The organism is Bradyrhizobium sp. UFLA05-125 (assembly GCF_059803515.1).
In genome coordinates, this window is sequence record NZ_JBANBJ010000122.1 from 1 (window position 1) to 15,825 (window position 15,825).

The following is a 15,825-nucleotide window of genomic DNA, read 5'->3' on the forward strand; positions in this document are numbered from 1 at the left end:
TAGGTCGCCGCGATCTTCTCGTAACCGCGCTCTGCGTAGAAACGGCCGGCAATCTCATTGGCAATTGCCTGGTTGTGGACAAAGCCGTTTGCCTGTGCCGAAAGGATAGCTTGTTCGTAAAGCTTCATGGCATCGAACGCGCGGCCATTAATCCGCGCAACCTCCGCACCAACCAACACAGCGCGGTTCTCGAAGTTTGCCGCACAGCGCGCCGCCCATACTTCGAGTTGTTTTTGGTGGGTCACAAGAGCCTCAAAATGCGGCTGTTTCTCGTCCGGAGATGCAAAATTCCATGCTGCCGCGTGGCCGAGCGCACTATAGAAGCAATACTCCGCCGTCTCAAAATGTGAGGGTGAGGTCCAAAGTAGCCGTTGCGCTCTCGATGACGCATCCATGGCGGAACCATAATCCGCAGCGAAGAACCGGGCTTGTAGCTTACGGACCCAATATCGAAACTCGAGCAGCTTCAGGACCGGATTACTCGCGAGGTGGCGCTCGAATCGAAGCTCATCGAATCCCTCGTGATTGAAGGAGCCAAACGTCGGAGTCAGCCCGCTAAGCGTCCGAATAAATCCGAGCTGCATGGCGAGATTGTCAATGACGAAGCCGAACCGCACCTTCTGCGCATACTCGAAACCCTTCTCGGCTTCCCGTTCCACCTCAGCAAGCGGGTCTCCTGCTGCCAAAAAGTTGGTTATCAAGTGATTACAGCTATAACCCGCAAATGGAATGTCCCCTGTGCGGTCGGCGGTCGCAAAGGCGCGACGTACCAGATCACGTCCCTCTAAGACATGTCTTGCCCACGGCATGACGATGTTCCCGAAGGACATGTACGTTCGAGCTTGATAGCGCTTTAAGCCGCGCTTTTCTACCAGTTCATAGCCAAGCCGGCCGAAACGAAAACCGTCCTGATAGTTGCTGAAGCGAGGTCCGGCGATCTGGGCGAACCATACATAAGCGAAGCATGACCCATCGCTGTTGCCATACTCGAGGCTCAGATTTACCATTCGACAAACAACGAGCGAAGATAAGTTCTCCTCGATATGCATTGCCGGAAACTCGGCTAATATATCTAGAGTGGCGAGTAAGTCCGGATTGCTCATCAAAGGCAAGTCGACGAGTTCCTCGATTTGTCGACTTCCAAGCTGGGACCAGATTCGATCGTATTCGCGTTGTACTTCGATACTGGTCGGATGAAGTGACCAATCAACGCCTTCACGCTGTAGGTATTCAAGGCATATCTCGACGCCGCGATTGCTCTGGTCCAAAGTGGTATAAAGCGTGAGCCGCAAACGCGTGACTGCGGCGATATCAAGGCCGCTTCTGGCACGACGCGCTAGCATCGAAAGTCGATTTTCGGCCGCCACCTTACTTGCGATCAGCAATTCGCACTCGGCTGTTAGACATTCGATGGCGAAGATGAGCTCGTAGTTGTGGTCCCAAATCCGCTCGGTCAACAACGCCCGACCAGCGGCGAGATACGATAACGCTGAAGTATACGCCGTTGAGATCTTCGCGCGTCTACCTGCAATTAGATTCAATTCTGCGACCCACTCACGCTCCTGATCTGACGTTATGAGATGAGAGCCACGATTGAGCTGGTTTACGATATCGAAGATCTTCTCTTCGATTTGCGCTGGCGAAATGCCGACTGCGAGGAGGCGGCCAATTCGAATATGAGCTTCGGCGCGGGCCGTTTCAGGTATTAGTGAATAAGCCGCTTCCTGGACACGATCATGCAGAAACCTATAGGCGCTTTCTGAGGGGAGAACGAGCCCAACTCGGACCGCTTCCAGGAGATCGCGATGCACTACATCTTTAGAGCCTCCGTAAACCTTCGTAAGTAGTGCGAAATCCGCGCTGTTGCCTAAACAGGCAAGCTGTTGCAGTGCGTTTTGAGTTCGAACGGGCAACCGACTCAACTTCCCAATCATTAGGTCCACCACGTTATCGGTGTAGCCCTTTGCGTGAATGCGATTCAGATCCCAAGACCATCGCGCGTTGCAGTGGTCAAAAATCAGTAACGCCTCCTCGGCAAGCGCATAAATAAACTGATTAGCGAAGAATGGATTGCCAGCAGTCTTCTCTTGAACCAGTTGCGCCAACGAGGTGGCGCGCTCCGGCTTGCAGTGAAGGGAATCCGCAATCAATTGTCCCAAGTGTTCACGGGCCAGGGGCGCGAGGGTGATCTCCTGCACAATTGCGCCAGCTTTGCGGATCGCTTCGAGCCTGCGCGCCAAGGGATGGGCGGAGTCCACTTCGTTGTCTCGGTAGGCGCCGATCAACATCATGTACTGCACGTCCTGCCGGCTCAGAAGATCTTCGAGCAAATCGAGCGTTGCTGTATCGAGCCACTGCAAATCGTCGAGGAACAGCGTTAGCGGATGCTCCGGCCGTGCGAATACAGCGATGAATCGCCGGAATACCAATTGGAATCGCCGTTGTGCATCCAATGACGGAAGGACAGGAACCGGCGGCTGTTCTCCGATGATTAGCTTCAATTCGGGGACAAGATCGATGATAAGCCCCGCGTTTGGCCCCAACGCCTGGCGAAAGGCATCGCGCCAGATGCTCAGCTCTTCTTCCTCCTTGCCGAGAAGCGGATGGACAAGGCTTCCGAAGGCCTGCGCGAACGTGGCATAAGGAATATTACGTTTGTATTGGTCGAACTTGCCCGAGGCAAAAAGGCCGCGGGGCGGTACGAGCACCTTGTGCAGCTCATTGACTACAGAGGACTTGCCGACACCGGAATATCCGGAGACCAGCACCAACTCCGGCACACCGGTCTTGACGATGCGATCGAAGCACGAAAGCAACGTCGCGATCTCACGATCTCGTCCGTACAGCTTTTCGGGAATTAGCAGCTGGTTCGGCGTGTCCTCGAGGCCGAGCGGAAATTCATCAATGCGGCGGCGCGCTTCCCATTCCGCCAGGCAGCGTCGCAGATCGCGCTCGACACCGCCGGCGGTCCGGTAACGATCCTCGGGAGTCTTGGCGAGCAGTTTCATGATGATCGCCGAGACGAGCGCTGGGACACTCTCTAACCGCTCCCTTGGCGGCACCGGCTTTCTGGCAATATGGCAGTGCACCCACTCTATCGGATCGGCCGCCGTTAATGGCAAAACGCCCGTGAGCATCTGGTACAGCGTGACGCCGAGGGCGTAGAGATCGCTGCGGGCGTCGACCGAGCGGTTCATCCGCCCTGTTTGTTCGGGTGCCATATAGGCAAGCGTACCGGCGATGGTCTCGGGCGGCTCGGGCGCCTGCCGCTCGCGGGATAGGCGCGATGCGATGCCAAACCCGGTGAGCCGCACGTGTCCATCCGCGCAGTCCACCACAACATTAGCTGGCTTGATGTCTTTGTGGATGAGCCCGCGCTGATGAAGCTTGGTCAGAGCCGAACTAACACCGATAGCCAGGCGCAAGAAGCGTCCTACCTCCATGGGCCCACCAAGCAAACGATCGAGCGGCTCCCCGCCCGGATCATCGAGCACCAGTACGGTCCGACCGGCGTCGCGAATGAGGGCCAACGGCCGCGCCGCCCATGCCCCGTCGAGCTCATCTTTCAGCTCGTATTCGTGCGTGAGGCGATCGAGTCTTGTCCGGGAAGGGTCGTCGGTAGCAGGGGCAACAAGCAGCACGGCGATCCGGTTGCCATTGTCATCGAGTCGCCAACCGCGGCTGAACACGCGCTCGCCATCCTCCCACAACACCTGAGAGCAACCGTCCGAGTACGCGACGTACAGCGACTGCTGCACCATCTGTCAGACTCCGGCGTCGGGCTTCGGCTTGAAGTCGGCTGATGAAGCTATTCGCGTGCCACGCGCGCGGCCTCTCGCCAGCCCGAAGAAATCGTACTCCATCGCCCGAGAAATGCCAGCCGTCCCACGGTTTTGCCGGATACGGCGGACGCGGATTCTACTTCTTTTTTAGCAAAAATTTGGAGCGCCCGGCTTTACGACAGCACACGCGGGTCAATCAGCGCCATGCTAGCTGGTCCGGAGGGGACTCTGGGCGCAACTGCGACCCAGAAGGAAGGATCATGACGGCACTTGAACCAAGCAAGTGAAATGCACGCACGGACAGCTTCGCGGCGTTGCACGCCGGAAAGACGGCGTGCAACTCGACCGGGCCCATGCGAGGATCCGCACGAGCGGCCCATCCGAGATCCCCCTCCTCGCGGCTCCCTACGATGATCGAGACTAGCCCGGCGACGGCCGCCGATCCGATCCCGTTGAAGGTGAACGAACAAGGAGCCGTTGACGGTCACCGAGGTCGCCTTCCTCTCTTGGTGAACGACCACGTCCGCCCCATTCCCGGGCGACGCAACGCTCGTCAATAGAGTCGGCAGCACCTTGACGAAGAACAACAGCCCAGGGAGCTTCATCAAGTTCGCTACTTCCTCGCCTCCACGCTCAACTTCACCCTGCGGCCGATCAGTGCGATTCATGCAGCCCGCCCTGACCAAGGGGGGTGCAGAAGCTCGAGCAGGAGCTCGGCGGCCAGTTGATCTACCGCGAGCGCCAATTGACGCAGCTCACCGACCTTGGGAAGGAAGTCCTTCCAATGCTGGCGCGCACGCTGGCCTCGGCAGAGACGGCGCGTCGCAGAGCCAAGGAATTCCAACGCAAGGAGGTCGCGCCCCTGACGATCGCCCTCGCCCCTCCATCTCGGCCTCGCTCGTCCTCGATCTGATCGCTGAGATCGAAAAGTTTGTCCCTGGACTTCGGGTCGAGCTGCGCGAGAACGCAGCGGAGAAGCTCGTCGACCTCTTGCTTGAGGGGAGATCAACGCCGCAATGGTCGGGGAGATACAGGACGTGCTCGCTCGCCTCGACGACTGGTTGCTGCTCGAGGAACGCTTCGCCGACACACCGGCTCGCAAACCGTCCCTCGATCGGCATCAATGATCTCCGCGAGACCGTCTTGCTGGAACGCACCGGAGATCCAACGGTCGTATTTCCCCGAGTAATTCCCCGCCTGGGCCACTGCAGCGGCCACGCCTTGCACCTACAGCATATGGCCGCAGCTGGCTTCGGCGTGATGCTCATGCCCGAGCACATGCCGAGCCTTCCGATGCTCAAGACCATTCCGCTCGGAGGCGACCTAATTTCGCGGGAGGTGCGGTTGCTGACTGTCCAGGGGGCCGCTATTCGCCGGCGCTGGACGCTTTCGTCTAAGTCGCGCGGCTTCGCGACTGGTCGGTCGAAGTCCCCAAATGCCGCGCGCAACGATCGCGGAGGTGTGACCACGACACGCACGCCGGCGGGCAATCGCTTCCAGCCAATGACGTCTTACTGATGCCAAACCAGACCGACAAGACACTCGCCCAGATTCGCACCGAGCTGTTGACCATGTTCGGCGCCGCGGACTAGGAGTCATCTAGCCACCTCGTGGGCTCGCTGCGGATACGGACGTGGCATCGCGCGCATTGAAGGTCGGAGACGTTGCGCCGGATCGACATAGGCCGCTATGATCGAATAAAGCGTTCTAGCCTCCGATTTCGCTGCCTAGCGTGGGCCCGAACAGCTCCCATCTGTCGCCCTTGAACCTCCTGAGTTGCACCTGTTTGATCGGCGCGTAATCGATCGGGCTGGTGTTGATCTTGATGCCGGGCAGCAGGTTGGTGGTCCTGAAGTCCTTGAGGTTTGCAGCCTGCTTCATCACGTTCTCGCGCGTGAGGTTATCGCCGCACTGCTTGAGCACCTGCACCAGCGTCTGGGCCATATTGAAGCCTGTCATCACCAGACTGTCGTCCCGATTGCCTTGGGGGAAATCGTCGGCGAGGAAGTCGTCGAAGGCCTTCATACCGGGATCATCCTTCCATTGCGGATCGAGCGCGTCCATCAGATGGGCCACCGAAATGATGCCCTGTGCGTTTTCGAAACCGGCGGGCTTGATGACGGCTCCGATGGAGGTGCTGACGCTATTGAGGACGTGCACTGGCTTCCAGCCGATTTCGGCCGCCTTCCTGATGGCTTGCGCCGTGAACTTTGGCGTGGTGATGTCGACGAATACATCGGCATTGAGCGACTTCATCTTGACGACGTGCGAGTCGATGGTCGGCTCGGCCACCTCATAGGCGTCTTCGGCAACGATCATCGACGCAGCCTTGGCGCCGAGGCCATCCTTCAGGCCTTTGAGATAATCCTTCCCGTAGTCGTCGTTCTGATAGAGGACGGCGATCTTGGCGTTCGGCTTTTCCTTCAGAATATACCTCGCGTAGATCCGTGCCTCGTTCTGATTGTTGGGCGACCAACCCATAGTCCACGGGAAGTTCTGCGGATCATTCCATTTGCTCGCGCCGGTCTGCACGAACAGTTGCGGCACTTTCTTCGTGTTCATATATTTTTGTATTGCGGTGTTGGACGGCGTGCCAAGCGAGCCGAAGATGAGGAAAACCTTGTCGCTTTCAACCAGTCTGCGCGCCTGCTCGACCGCTTTTGGTGGACTGTAACCGTCGTCATAAGAAATGAAGTTGATTTTGCGGCCGTTGATGCCGCCTTCGCCGTTGATCTTGCGAAAGTAGGCGGCCTCGGTCCTGCCTGTAGTGCCGTAAGCCGACGCCGGGCCGCTGTAGGGCATGATGTTGCCGATCTTGATTTCGGTGTCGGTTGCGCCGGCATCGTATTTCTTCTGGGAAAGTGCGCCGCCGCCGCTGGCAGCGAGCATTATGATGGCGGTCGAAAACGCCGCCAATCGTCGCGCGACGAAGGACATCTCGTTTCTCCCTATGAACCAATGAATGTGCCTATCGTTATTGGAACACTCGGGAGACCTCGCCCGGATCTCTTCTCCGAGAGTGAACATCATTCATCAGGCGTTGTCGATCTTCACGAACGTCACTCGCGTGCGCTTTTGGCGTCAGTTCGCAAGATTCGTCAATGGAGCTGCCCCTAATTCTCAAGACGAGATTAAGCGGCGATGAGGCGGATAGCCGCGACTGCTTTCATCCGGCGGTCACAAGCCATGTCGGATGGGCTTCGCAAACATCGTGTCAATCGGCCCTTTAATGCGGTTTGTTGTCAAGGTCTCTTTTCGAACTCTCCAACGGCACGTCGGTAACGCTCGCGTCGTCAGAGCTGGTCAAGTTGCGGAGCACATATTGCTGGCCGAACAACAGGCCGTGGAAGAGCAGTCGTTTGCGGGAGAACCTGCGGCCAGCCTTCCGGCGGCAGATGGCAGACGCCTTGTAGCATGAGCGCGCGACGTTGAGGGACCTAACAAAATTGGAACCGCGCGCGCGACGTTTCAAAATCGGACTCGGCCAAGTGACTCCCCGGCCAAATAAGTCGAAGCAGGATATCCAAAAGTCGAAGTCCCACTCCGCCAAAGTCTATCCCAGTTTCGTCCTTCCTGTCAGACGTGCAAACGCAAGTGCAGTTGAGAACTTGCGTGTCGCAGGGCAAGCTCACCTCGCATCGCTTGTAGCGGCTTCCGGGCGATCCTGAATAGGACCCGGAGTTCGACTCCATGCGACTAGATGATGACCAGTTGACGGCACGACTCCAACTCAAGCGAACGGGAGAAGCGATGGCAGAATGCCACCCACCACTTTCGCCCCCCACGCTACGAGCCGAACTCCAGCAAGTCCGTTTAGGCGAGAATTTATCGAAGCCGTGCGATTCGCGGCACAACCCTGGAGATCTGCAACAACTTTCAAGATCACAAGTGCTGCCGATAATTCGATCTCCGATCGATGGAGGCGACTATGAGTCGTCCATTTTCGATCCGGCTCGCCGGTCGGATGGTCGCGTCGCGGCGGACGCAATCCATCCTGTCGTTGAAATCTCTCCTTCCGAGGGTGTGGTACGCCTTACCGTAACGGGGGACGGCATGGCGGCCGAATGTGTGCGTTTCACCAGCCGAAGCAGAATCCGACATCGTTTTCGGGCTCCAATGCATATGCTCGTGATGTACGAGAAGGGGGAGCGCCGCGACGGAGAGACATTCGTGGAGGGTTTGCCGCTATTGGCGCTCCGGAACCTCCAGCGGAAGCTGACATTCGTGCCGGCCGGCCGCGAATTTCACGATTGGCACGAGCCGCGTGGGTCGCAGATGCGGCTCATGTACTTCTACTTCGAACCTGAGAAGTTGAAGGCTCTTTCTAAGCGTGGCATCACTGACCTACCTAACGCTCGCCTACTATTTGAGGACGAAACGCTATGGCAGACCGCGCTCAAGCTGAAGACGTTCGTCGAGAGCTCTGCAGGAGACGCGATCTACTTCGAGAGCCTCGGTACTCTGCTCATACATGAAGTCGTGCGCTTCACTTGCAGGATATCCAGCATTCAACCTCAAATCCAAGGTGGCCTTGCACCGTGGCAGCAACGACTCGTCACAGCCTATATCCAGGAACATCTCAATGAACGGATACCGATTGGCACGTTGGCGCGGCTCGTTCGTCTGAGCCCGTATCATTTCTGCCGGGTATTCAAGCAATCTCTCGGAATGCCGCCACATCGGTACCAAACCACCCGTCGTGTTGAGCATGCCAAGTTGCTGCTGAGAAACCGCGCAGGCTCGATGACGGAAATCGGTCGGGCGGTAGGCTTCAGCAGTCGTAACGCGTTCGCCACGGCGTTCCGGAAGGCGACGGGAATTGCTCCGGCGGATTACCGGCGGAGCGTGGCTCCTCCTATGACATATGAATGACCCGCGACGAGGCGACCAAGTCTGCTATTCGGAAAGTGGGGGCATCTCGGCCTCGCATTGCGATGAGGACGATCGGGCTGTCGGCGTCCGCTAGGAATGCAGCTCACGAGCCGGAAGACGACCTGCATTACGAGTGATGGCCTTGGCGGCATCCGTTCTCGCGAACGAAGCGGTGAGCACGGTATCGCGCGTAAACGGATCGTGTCGATCTTTAAACCGCCGAACCCGATAACGCACGGCATCGGAGATCTGCCGTACTCGATGTTCGCATAGCCCACCGGCACCGACTAAGACTGATTTTGCCATCTTGGCTAACCCAGCCGGAAGGCTCTTGGCGAACAGAAAGCAGAAATCCCGCCGCGGGAGTTCAGCAAGGCGACCGAAAGCTAAAGTGGCTCAGGGGGAACGGCCCGCCCGCCCAAAGGCCACAGAGCGATCCTGTGGCGTTCCGTAAAATTTGTCGGCTTACAGCAAGAGTACTGAGAACCATCGACCTGGCGAAGTTTGCGGCCACGAACCATGGCGTTCCGCGCTGGAACTCGCGCCGCGCCATGTGTTGAACAGCCTTCGTGAAGGTGATATTTTTTTGCTAACTGGGAGATTATCCCGTGGTGCAGCATTCTATTCAAAAGCGTGCGGTGGCCGAGGAACCAACTATAGTCGTCGTTGACGATGACAAGGACTTCCGCGACTCACTCGGAGATTTGCTTAACTCGGTCGGCTTCAAGGTCAAATTGTTTGGGTCGGCCGCGGAGTTGCTCGAAGGCGGATTGTTACCCGACGTGGCGAGCTGCCTCGTACTTGACGTCAGATTGCCGGGCTTGGGCGGTCTCGATTTCCAAACCCAGCTGTCGAAAATGAATGCTTCCATTCCCATCATTTTCATGACCGGCCACGGCGACATTCCGATGTCGGTCAAGGCTATGAAGGCAGGCGCTGTGGATTTTCTGACCAAGCCGTTCCGCGATCAAGACATGCTGGATGCAGTGACGATCGCGCTGGATCGCGATCGGACGCGGCGGAAGGCAGAGCGGCGCCTCACGGACCTGAAAACGCGCCTCGAGCGTTTGAGCCCACGCGAGCAAGAGGTGATGGCTCTCGTGACCGCGGGCTTAAAGAACAAGCAGATCGCTTTCCAGCTAGACGTAGCTGAGATCACTGTGAAGGCACACCGCGGCCACATGATGCAGAAGATGGGTGCGCAATCGCTAGCCGAGCTTGTCAAAATAGCGGAGACGCTTGGCATAAAGTCGCCGCGGTCCTAATCGCTTCGTGATGACAGGTGCCTCCATCATCGAAGACATCGTTTTTTGCGCAAACCAACTGATGCTTTTAATCAGTTGCCGGAAGGGCCCCGTTGCCGCGTCGAGCGCAACGGCCTGGCATCAACGCACGCGTTCGGACGTGGCCCAACCCCGGTTGAACTATTCAGAAGTTCTGCATCAATTATTCCAAAGTATAGCATCGATTATTCCGAAGTGTGGCATCGCCCGTCCACAAATATAATCGTCGGTCCAGACCCTTGTCGTTACAGTGCGATGATTCGATAGCCGCGCGGCGTGCTTCATGAGAGACGGAACGCGAAATGCGGCGGAGCGCATCCCCAGCGATGAAGGCGGGGATATGTCTAGCAAGATTCAGATTTCGATCATCGATGATGATGAGCAATCTCGCGCGGCGTTGGCGGGTCTCATGCAGGCAATGGGTTTCACGATTGAGGCCTTCCCGTCCGCAGTGGATTTTTTGGCGTCTCCCGAACTCCACCATACCTCATGTTTGATCGTTGATGTCCACATGCCGCGCATGACTGGGACTGAGTTGCATAGCCGCTTGGTAGGATGTGGCTATGACATACCAACAATTCTGATTACCGCTTACCCCGATGACAGCGCGCGAGCTCGGGCTCTGGGTCAGGGCGTCGTTGGCTACCTGACCAAACCCATCGACGAGGAGGTTCTGCTCGGATGCGTTGAATCGGCTCTACAGCGCGCCAAATCGGATGAAAAACCATCATGACCGCTCAATCAGCTGCCGGCGCCTCGCCAGGAGTTCGATCTGTTGTGGTTCGCGTCCGGGCCCCACGTTTGAAACTTGCCGCGCTCGGACAGCTGAAAAATAGCATCTGCTTTCTCTAGCGTCCCGATGCTCAGCTCGAAGATCGTTGCTCTTTGAACGGGTCGCCGTAAATGTGATATCCGTTAAATTCCCATAAGCCGGGCGATTCGCGATCCAACAACTCGATCCCGCGCACCCACTTCACGCTCTTGTACGCATAGAGGTTTGGCACCACGAGGCGCATCGGGTAGCCATGCTCACCCGTAAGGGGTTCGCCGTCATGCCGCAGGGCGAAAATCGTCGTCGGGCGCAGAAAATCCGAGATTGGCAGGTTTGCCGTGTAATTGTTCTCGCCATGGACCATCACATGCCGCGCCTCTGGTCGCATCTTCACTCGCTTCATCAATTCTGTGGCGAGTAATCCTCCCCAATGGTTTTCGCATCGGCTCCAGCCGTTCACGCAGTGCATGTCCGTAAATACTTCGCTCTGCGGCAGATTGGAGAGCTCTTCCCATGAAAGCCGCAGCTGCTCCTCTACCAGTCCAAAAACGCGAAAATCCCACGTCCTGGGACTAAAGCGCGGCACCGAGCCCACATGCAGCACCGGCCATTTGAGCGTCAGCGACTGTCCTGGGGGCAGCCGCCCAGCGGCACGCATCTCACGCTCACGTTCGCATCGCTCGTTCGATCGCACAAATAGCTCCACCGCAAAAGTATAGCGCGGCCTAGCTGGCGCACGTAGTCATTTCGGGGCCTGAAACGCGGTCAGCCGGGTTGCGCGGACTTCACCATTGGGTCCTGATAATTCACACTCCGAGAAGCGACCTATCAAGATGCTACTCCAGCCCGAAGCGGCGAAGGGGGAGCCTCACTGCTCCCCGTCACCGATTTTGGAGTTAGAACTACTTGCAGAGTCGGAAAGTAAGCCGGGAACAGTCTTGCTGGTATTGTGACGGAAAATGTTGACGGCTCCGATCACCTCGTCCTCGTTGTCACGAATTGGAAAGACATTAACGAGCGCCAGAAGACGATCACCATTGGGATGCTCGCAAATCACATCGGCGTTCCGAACGGTGGCGCCGTTGTTGATCACCACGGAAGGTGGTGCAAGTTCGTGCGGCATCACTTGACCTGAGGGGTAACGAAGAAGGTGTGAACCGCAATACTTTTCGGAGGCCAGAGTCGGCGTGCGTCCCCAGCCCGCGATTGCAGCTTTGTTGCACTTGACGACGGTGGCATCCTTTTCGAGAACGTATATCCCTACTGGGATAGAATCCATTGTCGCTTGGTCTGCAAGAATTCCTTTTGCGACAAGGTGCCCGTCAACGACTTCTCCTCGGAAGTCGATTTGGTCGAAGTCGCCATCCAAAATCATCTTGCTCGTTGCTAAGCCAGTATCTGTCACGCTGGTTGCCATTTTCAACCTCCTTTGCGCGAAAGAGCCAATGGATGATGAAGCTCCATTTTGCCCATCTGTCCCGTTTGTCAAGATGACACTTCAGACTATGCCGATAATTTTGCGGAACCTCTTCAAGTCCTGGAGAAACGTGCTTCGCGGAGACTGGTCGCTACATCTCCGATAGCGCGACTATGAGCCAGATGATGTGGGCAACGAGGACGAGGATAGCGCGTGACGTGGATGGAGAGTGAAAGATCGCGGGTAACCACAGCTCGCCGTTCAGCCCACCCGTTTTCGGAACACTAAACGTACGTTTTGCAGATTCAACACGTTGCGGGCGGCGGCGTTCAGGAGACATGGTCGAAAAGCCACAATCCAATAACCGGAGTTCTCGAGGTTTGGCTCGGCTTTATGAGCAAACGCCCCGCCGGAGGCTCCTGCCTTCGGCACATCTGCAGAGGCTTGGCGGAAGCCAACGCACTCGCCCGGTGAGCAGGAGTGCCGCTGCGGGAGACTCTGTCGATCAAGAGTCCCACTGTTGTTCGTTAGAAGTTCCAATTCGTTAGAAAGATTGAACCAACTCGACAGCCGGGTTAGCGTCCGATCCAAATGAATACTCGGAGGTCGTGATGCCGTGGCGACAAGAATGTCACTTATCCCGGGGCTCTCCGGGTACGTGCTGGTGCCCCTGCGGGAAAGCGCGGACTTTACCCTTTACCGCGGCCGAAAGCACGACGACCCCTCACCGGTCCTAGCGACCGCACTGTGCGAACCGCCGTCGCCTCAGAGTATCAGGCGGCTCATGCACGAATACTCGCTCGCAGCGGAACTCGATCCCGCGTGGGCTGCCAAGCCTCTGGCCATTACTCGTCACGAAGGGCGGACGATCCTCTTACTAAACGACCCTGGCGGTCAGCCGCTGGATCGGATTCTCGAACGTGACCAGCGGCAACCGCTCGACCTGAGCCGCTTCCTTAGCACCGCCATTGGGTTGGTCAGAGCACTCGGTCAAGTCCATCAGCATGGCCTCATACATAAGGATATCAAGCCTGCGAATGTCCTTGTCGACGACACCGGCAATGCGTGGCTCACGGGATTCGGCATTGCGTCCCAACTTCCGCGCGAGCGCCAGTCGCCCGAACCTCCGGAGTTCATAGCGGGAACGCTCGCCTATATGGCACCCGAGCAGACGGGACGAATGAACCGTTCGATCGATTTCCGGAGCGACCTTTACTCGCTTGGGGTGACCTTTTACGAAATGCTGACCGGGAGTCTTCCATTCGCGGCCTCCGACCCGATGGAATGGGTGCACTGTCACATCGCGAAACAACCAGCCGCACCCAGTGAGCGGATGGGAACCGTGCCGGCCTCGGTCTCCGCGATCACGATGAAGTTGCTCTCCAAGACGGCGGAGGAGAGGTATCAGACAGCGGCGGGAGTTGAGAGCGATCTTCGGCGCTGCCTGTCCCAATGGGAGTCCCAGGGGTGGATCGATGACTTCACTCCTGGCGCTCGCGACACCCCGGATCGCCTCCTGATCCCCGAAAAGCTATACGGGAGAGACCGCGAGGTTGACACCCTGCTCACCGCCTTCGACCGCATCGTTGGCGGTGGCCGAGCAGAACTGGTGCTGGTCTCCGGATACTCCGGCATCGGCAAATCCGCAGTCGTCAATGAGCTCCACAAACCACTTGTGCCGCCACGCGGCTTGTATGCATCAGGCAAATCCGATCAGTACAAGCGCGACATTCCGCATGCCTCGCTGGCCCAGGCGTTTCAGAGCCTCGTCCGGGGGCTCCTCAGCCAGAACGAAGAAGACCTGCGCAAATGGCAGGGCGCACTTCGTGAGGCGCTGGGTCCCAACGGACTGCTCCTCGTCGATCTCGTCCCGGAATTGAGGCATGTCATTGGCGAGCAGCCGCCGGTGCCCGAATTGCCGCCGCAGGAAGCGCAGAGACGTTTTCAGATCGTATTTCGACGGTTCATCGGCGTATTTGCGCGGCCTGAACATCCGCTCGCGCTCTTCCTCGATGACATGCAATGGCTGGATGTCGCCACACTCGACCTCCTCGAGGATTTGTTGACCGGCAACGATTTGCCGCACCTACTGCTCATTGGTGCGTATCGGGACAACGAGGTCAATGCCACCCACCCGCTGGTACGTAAGCTAGAAGCGATCCGTCGGGCCGGAGCGGCAGTGCAGGACATCGTTCTCACACCGCTCAGTCGCGACGATCTAGGTAAACTGCTTGTGGAGTCCCTCCACTGCCAAATGGAGCGCGCCGCCCCACTGGCAGACTTGATTCACGAAAAGACCACGGGCAACCCATTCTTCGCAATCCAGTTCATTTCTACTCTGGCGGATGATCGTCTGCTGACATTCGATTACCGCGCGAGGAGTTGGGTTTGGGACCTGCTCCGCATTCGTGACAAAGGCTTCACGGACAATGTTGTAGAGCTGATGGTCGAGAAGTTGAAGCGCCTTCCGCCGGAAACTCAGAAGGTACTCCAGCAGTTCGCCTGCATGGGCAACAGTGCAGAGTTCGAGATGTTGCGGATGGGGCATCAAGGCTCGGCCGAGGACATGCACGACCATCTATGGGAAGCCGTGCGATCGGGCCTCATCTTCCGTGCGGAAAATTCGTACGGCTTCCTGCACGACCGTGTGCAGGAAGCCGCCTACTCGCTTATCCCTAAGGAGTTGCGTGCCGAGGCTCACCTGCGCATTGGAATGCTCCTCGCCCAGCGCACGCCCGCTGAAAAACGTGAGGAGGCGATATTTGAGATCGTTAATCAGCTCAACCGGGGCTCCCATCTCCTTACCTTAGTCGAGGATCGCGAGCACGTTGCAGAACTTAATCTGATCGCAGGCCGGCGCGCGAAGCTCTCGACAGCATACGACTCGGCGCTCAAGTATCTCAGAGCCGGCAGAGCCCTTCTTCCAGAAGAGACTTGGAAACGTAATCACCAGCTCATCTTCTCGATCGAGTATCTAGCAGCCGAGTGTGAGCTGCTGACCGTCACGGTTTGCCTCGCCGCCGGGGATCCACTCGCGGAAGTGCAAAAGGAATGCGAGAACGGCCTGGCATTTGCCAGGCGGGTGCATTTCGGCCTGGTCATCGAGCGCTGCGGAGCACAACTCGGTTTGATCCTCACGTTGCGCGGGCTGACTGCAACTTTTGGGTGCCTGGATCACGAGGGATACAGCGAACTCGATACCGAACGCCGCTTGGCCAAGAGCCCCGATCTGGTGTTCGCCGAGTTCTATTACTGGACCCGAAAGCTGCAGGCGCACTTTTTCGCCGGAGACCTTGCGTCGGCGGTGGACGCCTCACTGCACGCGGAATCGCTGCTTTGGACGTCGGCGGCAATGTTCGAGTCGGCGGAGTATCGGCTCTATGGCGCGCTGGCGCATGCGGCGATCTGGGATCACGCCACACCGGAGGAGAGACCGAGGCATTTCGATTCTGTGCTGGACCACCACCGGCAGCTCCAAATGTGGGCGGAGATCAACCCTGAAACCTTCCAAGATCGCGTCGCCTTGGTAAGCGCCGAAATCGCCCGCATTGAGGGCCGGGTACAGGACGCTCAGGAGCTGTACGACAAGGCCATCCGCGAGGCTCACAAATACGGGTTCGTGCACAACCAGGCAATTGCCAATGAGATTGCCGGCCGTTTCTACGCAGAGCGCGGTTACGAGAAGATCGCGGCGACCTA

Annotated in this window: 9 protein-coding genes and 1 pseudogene; 6 read left to right on the forward strand and 4 right to left on the reverse strand. The window is 57.8% G+C overall.

Annotation, left to right across the window (positions count from 1 at the left end; all coding sequences use genetic code 11):
- Positions 1-3,761 (reverse strand): ATP-binding protein (locus SO156_RS44125; RefSeq protein ID WP_498539204.1); only part of this gene is annotated, 3,761 nt, incomplete at its 3' end.
- Positions 3,762-4,473: 712 nt separating this feature from the next.
- On the opposite strand from SO156_RS44125, the gene SO156_RS44130 reads away from it, so the two are divergent.
- Positions 4,474-4,695 (forward strand): hypothetical protein, encoded by a 222-nt coding sequence (locus SO156_RS44130; protein ID WP_498539212.1) that lies wholly within the window; start codon positions 4,474-4,476, stop codon positions 4,693-4,695.
- Positions 4,696-4,703: 8 nt separating this feature from the next.
- Positions 4,704-5,300, forward strand: a complete 597-nt coding sequence (locus tag SO156_RS44135; protein WP_498539210.1) for a LysR family transcriptional regulator substrate-binding protein — start codon at positions 4,704-4,706, stop codon at positions 5,298-5,300.
- A gap of 189 nt (positions 5,301-5,489) precedes the next feature.
- Here the strand turns inward: SO156_RS44135 and SO156_RS44140 are convergent, their stop codons facing one another.
- Positions 5,490-6,719, reverse strand: a complete 1,230-nt coding sequence (locus tag SO156_RS44140) for an ABC transporter substrate-binding protein (protein ID WP_498539205.1) — start codon at positions 6,717-6,719, stop codon at positions 5,490-5,492.
- A gap of 753 nt (positions 6,720-7,472) precedes the next feature.
- On the opposite strand from SO156_RS44140, the gene SO156_RS44145 reads away from it, so the two are divergent.
- From SO156_RS44145 to SO156_RS44155, 3 genes are all read left to right on the forward strand, one after another.
- Positions 7,473-8,654, forward strand: a complete 1,182-nt coding sequence (locus SO156_RS44145) for a helix-turn-helix domain-containing protein (protein WP_498539206.1) — start codon at positions 7,473-7,475, stop codon at positions 8,652-8,654.
- Positions 8,655-9,262: 608 nt separating this feature from the next.
- Complete coding sequence (locus SO156_RS44150; RefSeq protein ID WP_498539207.1) at positions 9,263-9,919, forward strand: response regulator transcription factor; 657 nt, start codon at positions 9,263-9,265, stop codon at positions 9,917-9,919.
- 358 nt (positions 9,920-10,277) lie between these two features.
- Positions 10,278-10,670: a response regulator transcription factor gene (locus tag SO156_RS44155; RefSeq protein WP_498539211.1), complete on the forward strand. Its 393-nt coding sequence runs from the start codon at positions 10,278-10,280 to the stop codon at positions 10,668-10,670.
- Positions 10,671-10,800: 130 nt separating this feature from the next.
- Here SO156_RS44155 and SO156_RS44160 read toward each other — a convergent pair whose 3' ends face one another.
- Positions 10,801-11,367 (reverse strand): sulfite oxidase-like oxidoreductase, encoded by a 567-nt coding sequence (locus SO156_RS44160; protein WP_498539208.1) that lies wholly within the window; start codon positions 11,365-11,367, stop codon positions 10,801-10,803.
- 210 nt (positions 11,368-11,577) lie between these two features.
- Positions 11,578-12,126 (reverse strand): PAS domain-containing protein, encoded by a 549-nt coding sequence (locus SO156_RS44165; RefSeq protein WP_498539209.1) that lies wholly within the window; start codon positions 12,124-12,126, stop codon positions 11,578-11,580.
- A gap of 628 nt (positions 12,127-12,754) precedes the next feature.
- On the opposite strand from SO156_RS44165, the pseudogene SO156_RS44170 reads away from it, so the two are divergent.
- Positions 12,755-15,118, forward strand: a pseudogene (locus SO156_RS44170) (ATP-binding protein); the annotation flags it as partial.
- Positions 15,119-15,825 lie beyond the last annotated feature (707 nt).

Bases quoted from the DNA above. Each gene is read 5' to 3' on its own strand.
- SO156_RS44160 (WP_498539208.1), bottom strand. From the start codon at position 11,367: ATGCGTGCCGCTGGGCGGCTGCCCCCAGGACAGTCGCTGACGCTCAAA.
- SO156_RS44145 (WP_498539206.1), top strand. From the start codon at position 7,473: ATGCGACTAGATGATGACCAGTTGACGGCACGACTCCAACTCAAGCGA.
- SO156_RS44155 (WP_498539211.1), top strand. From the start codon at position 10,278: ATGTCTAGCAAGATTCAGATTTCGATCATCGATGATGATGAGCAATCT.
- SO156_RS44140 (WP_498539205.1), bottom strand. From the start codon at position 6,719: ATGTCCTTCGTCGCGCGACGATTGGCGGCGTTTTCGACCGCCATCATA.
- SO156_RS44165 (WP_498539209.1), bottom strand. From the start codon at position 12,126: ATGGCAACCAGCGTGACAGATACTGGCTTAGCAACGAGCAAGATGATT.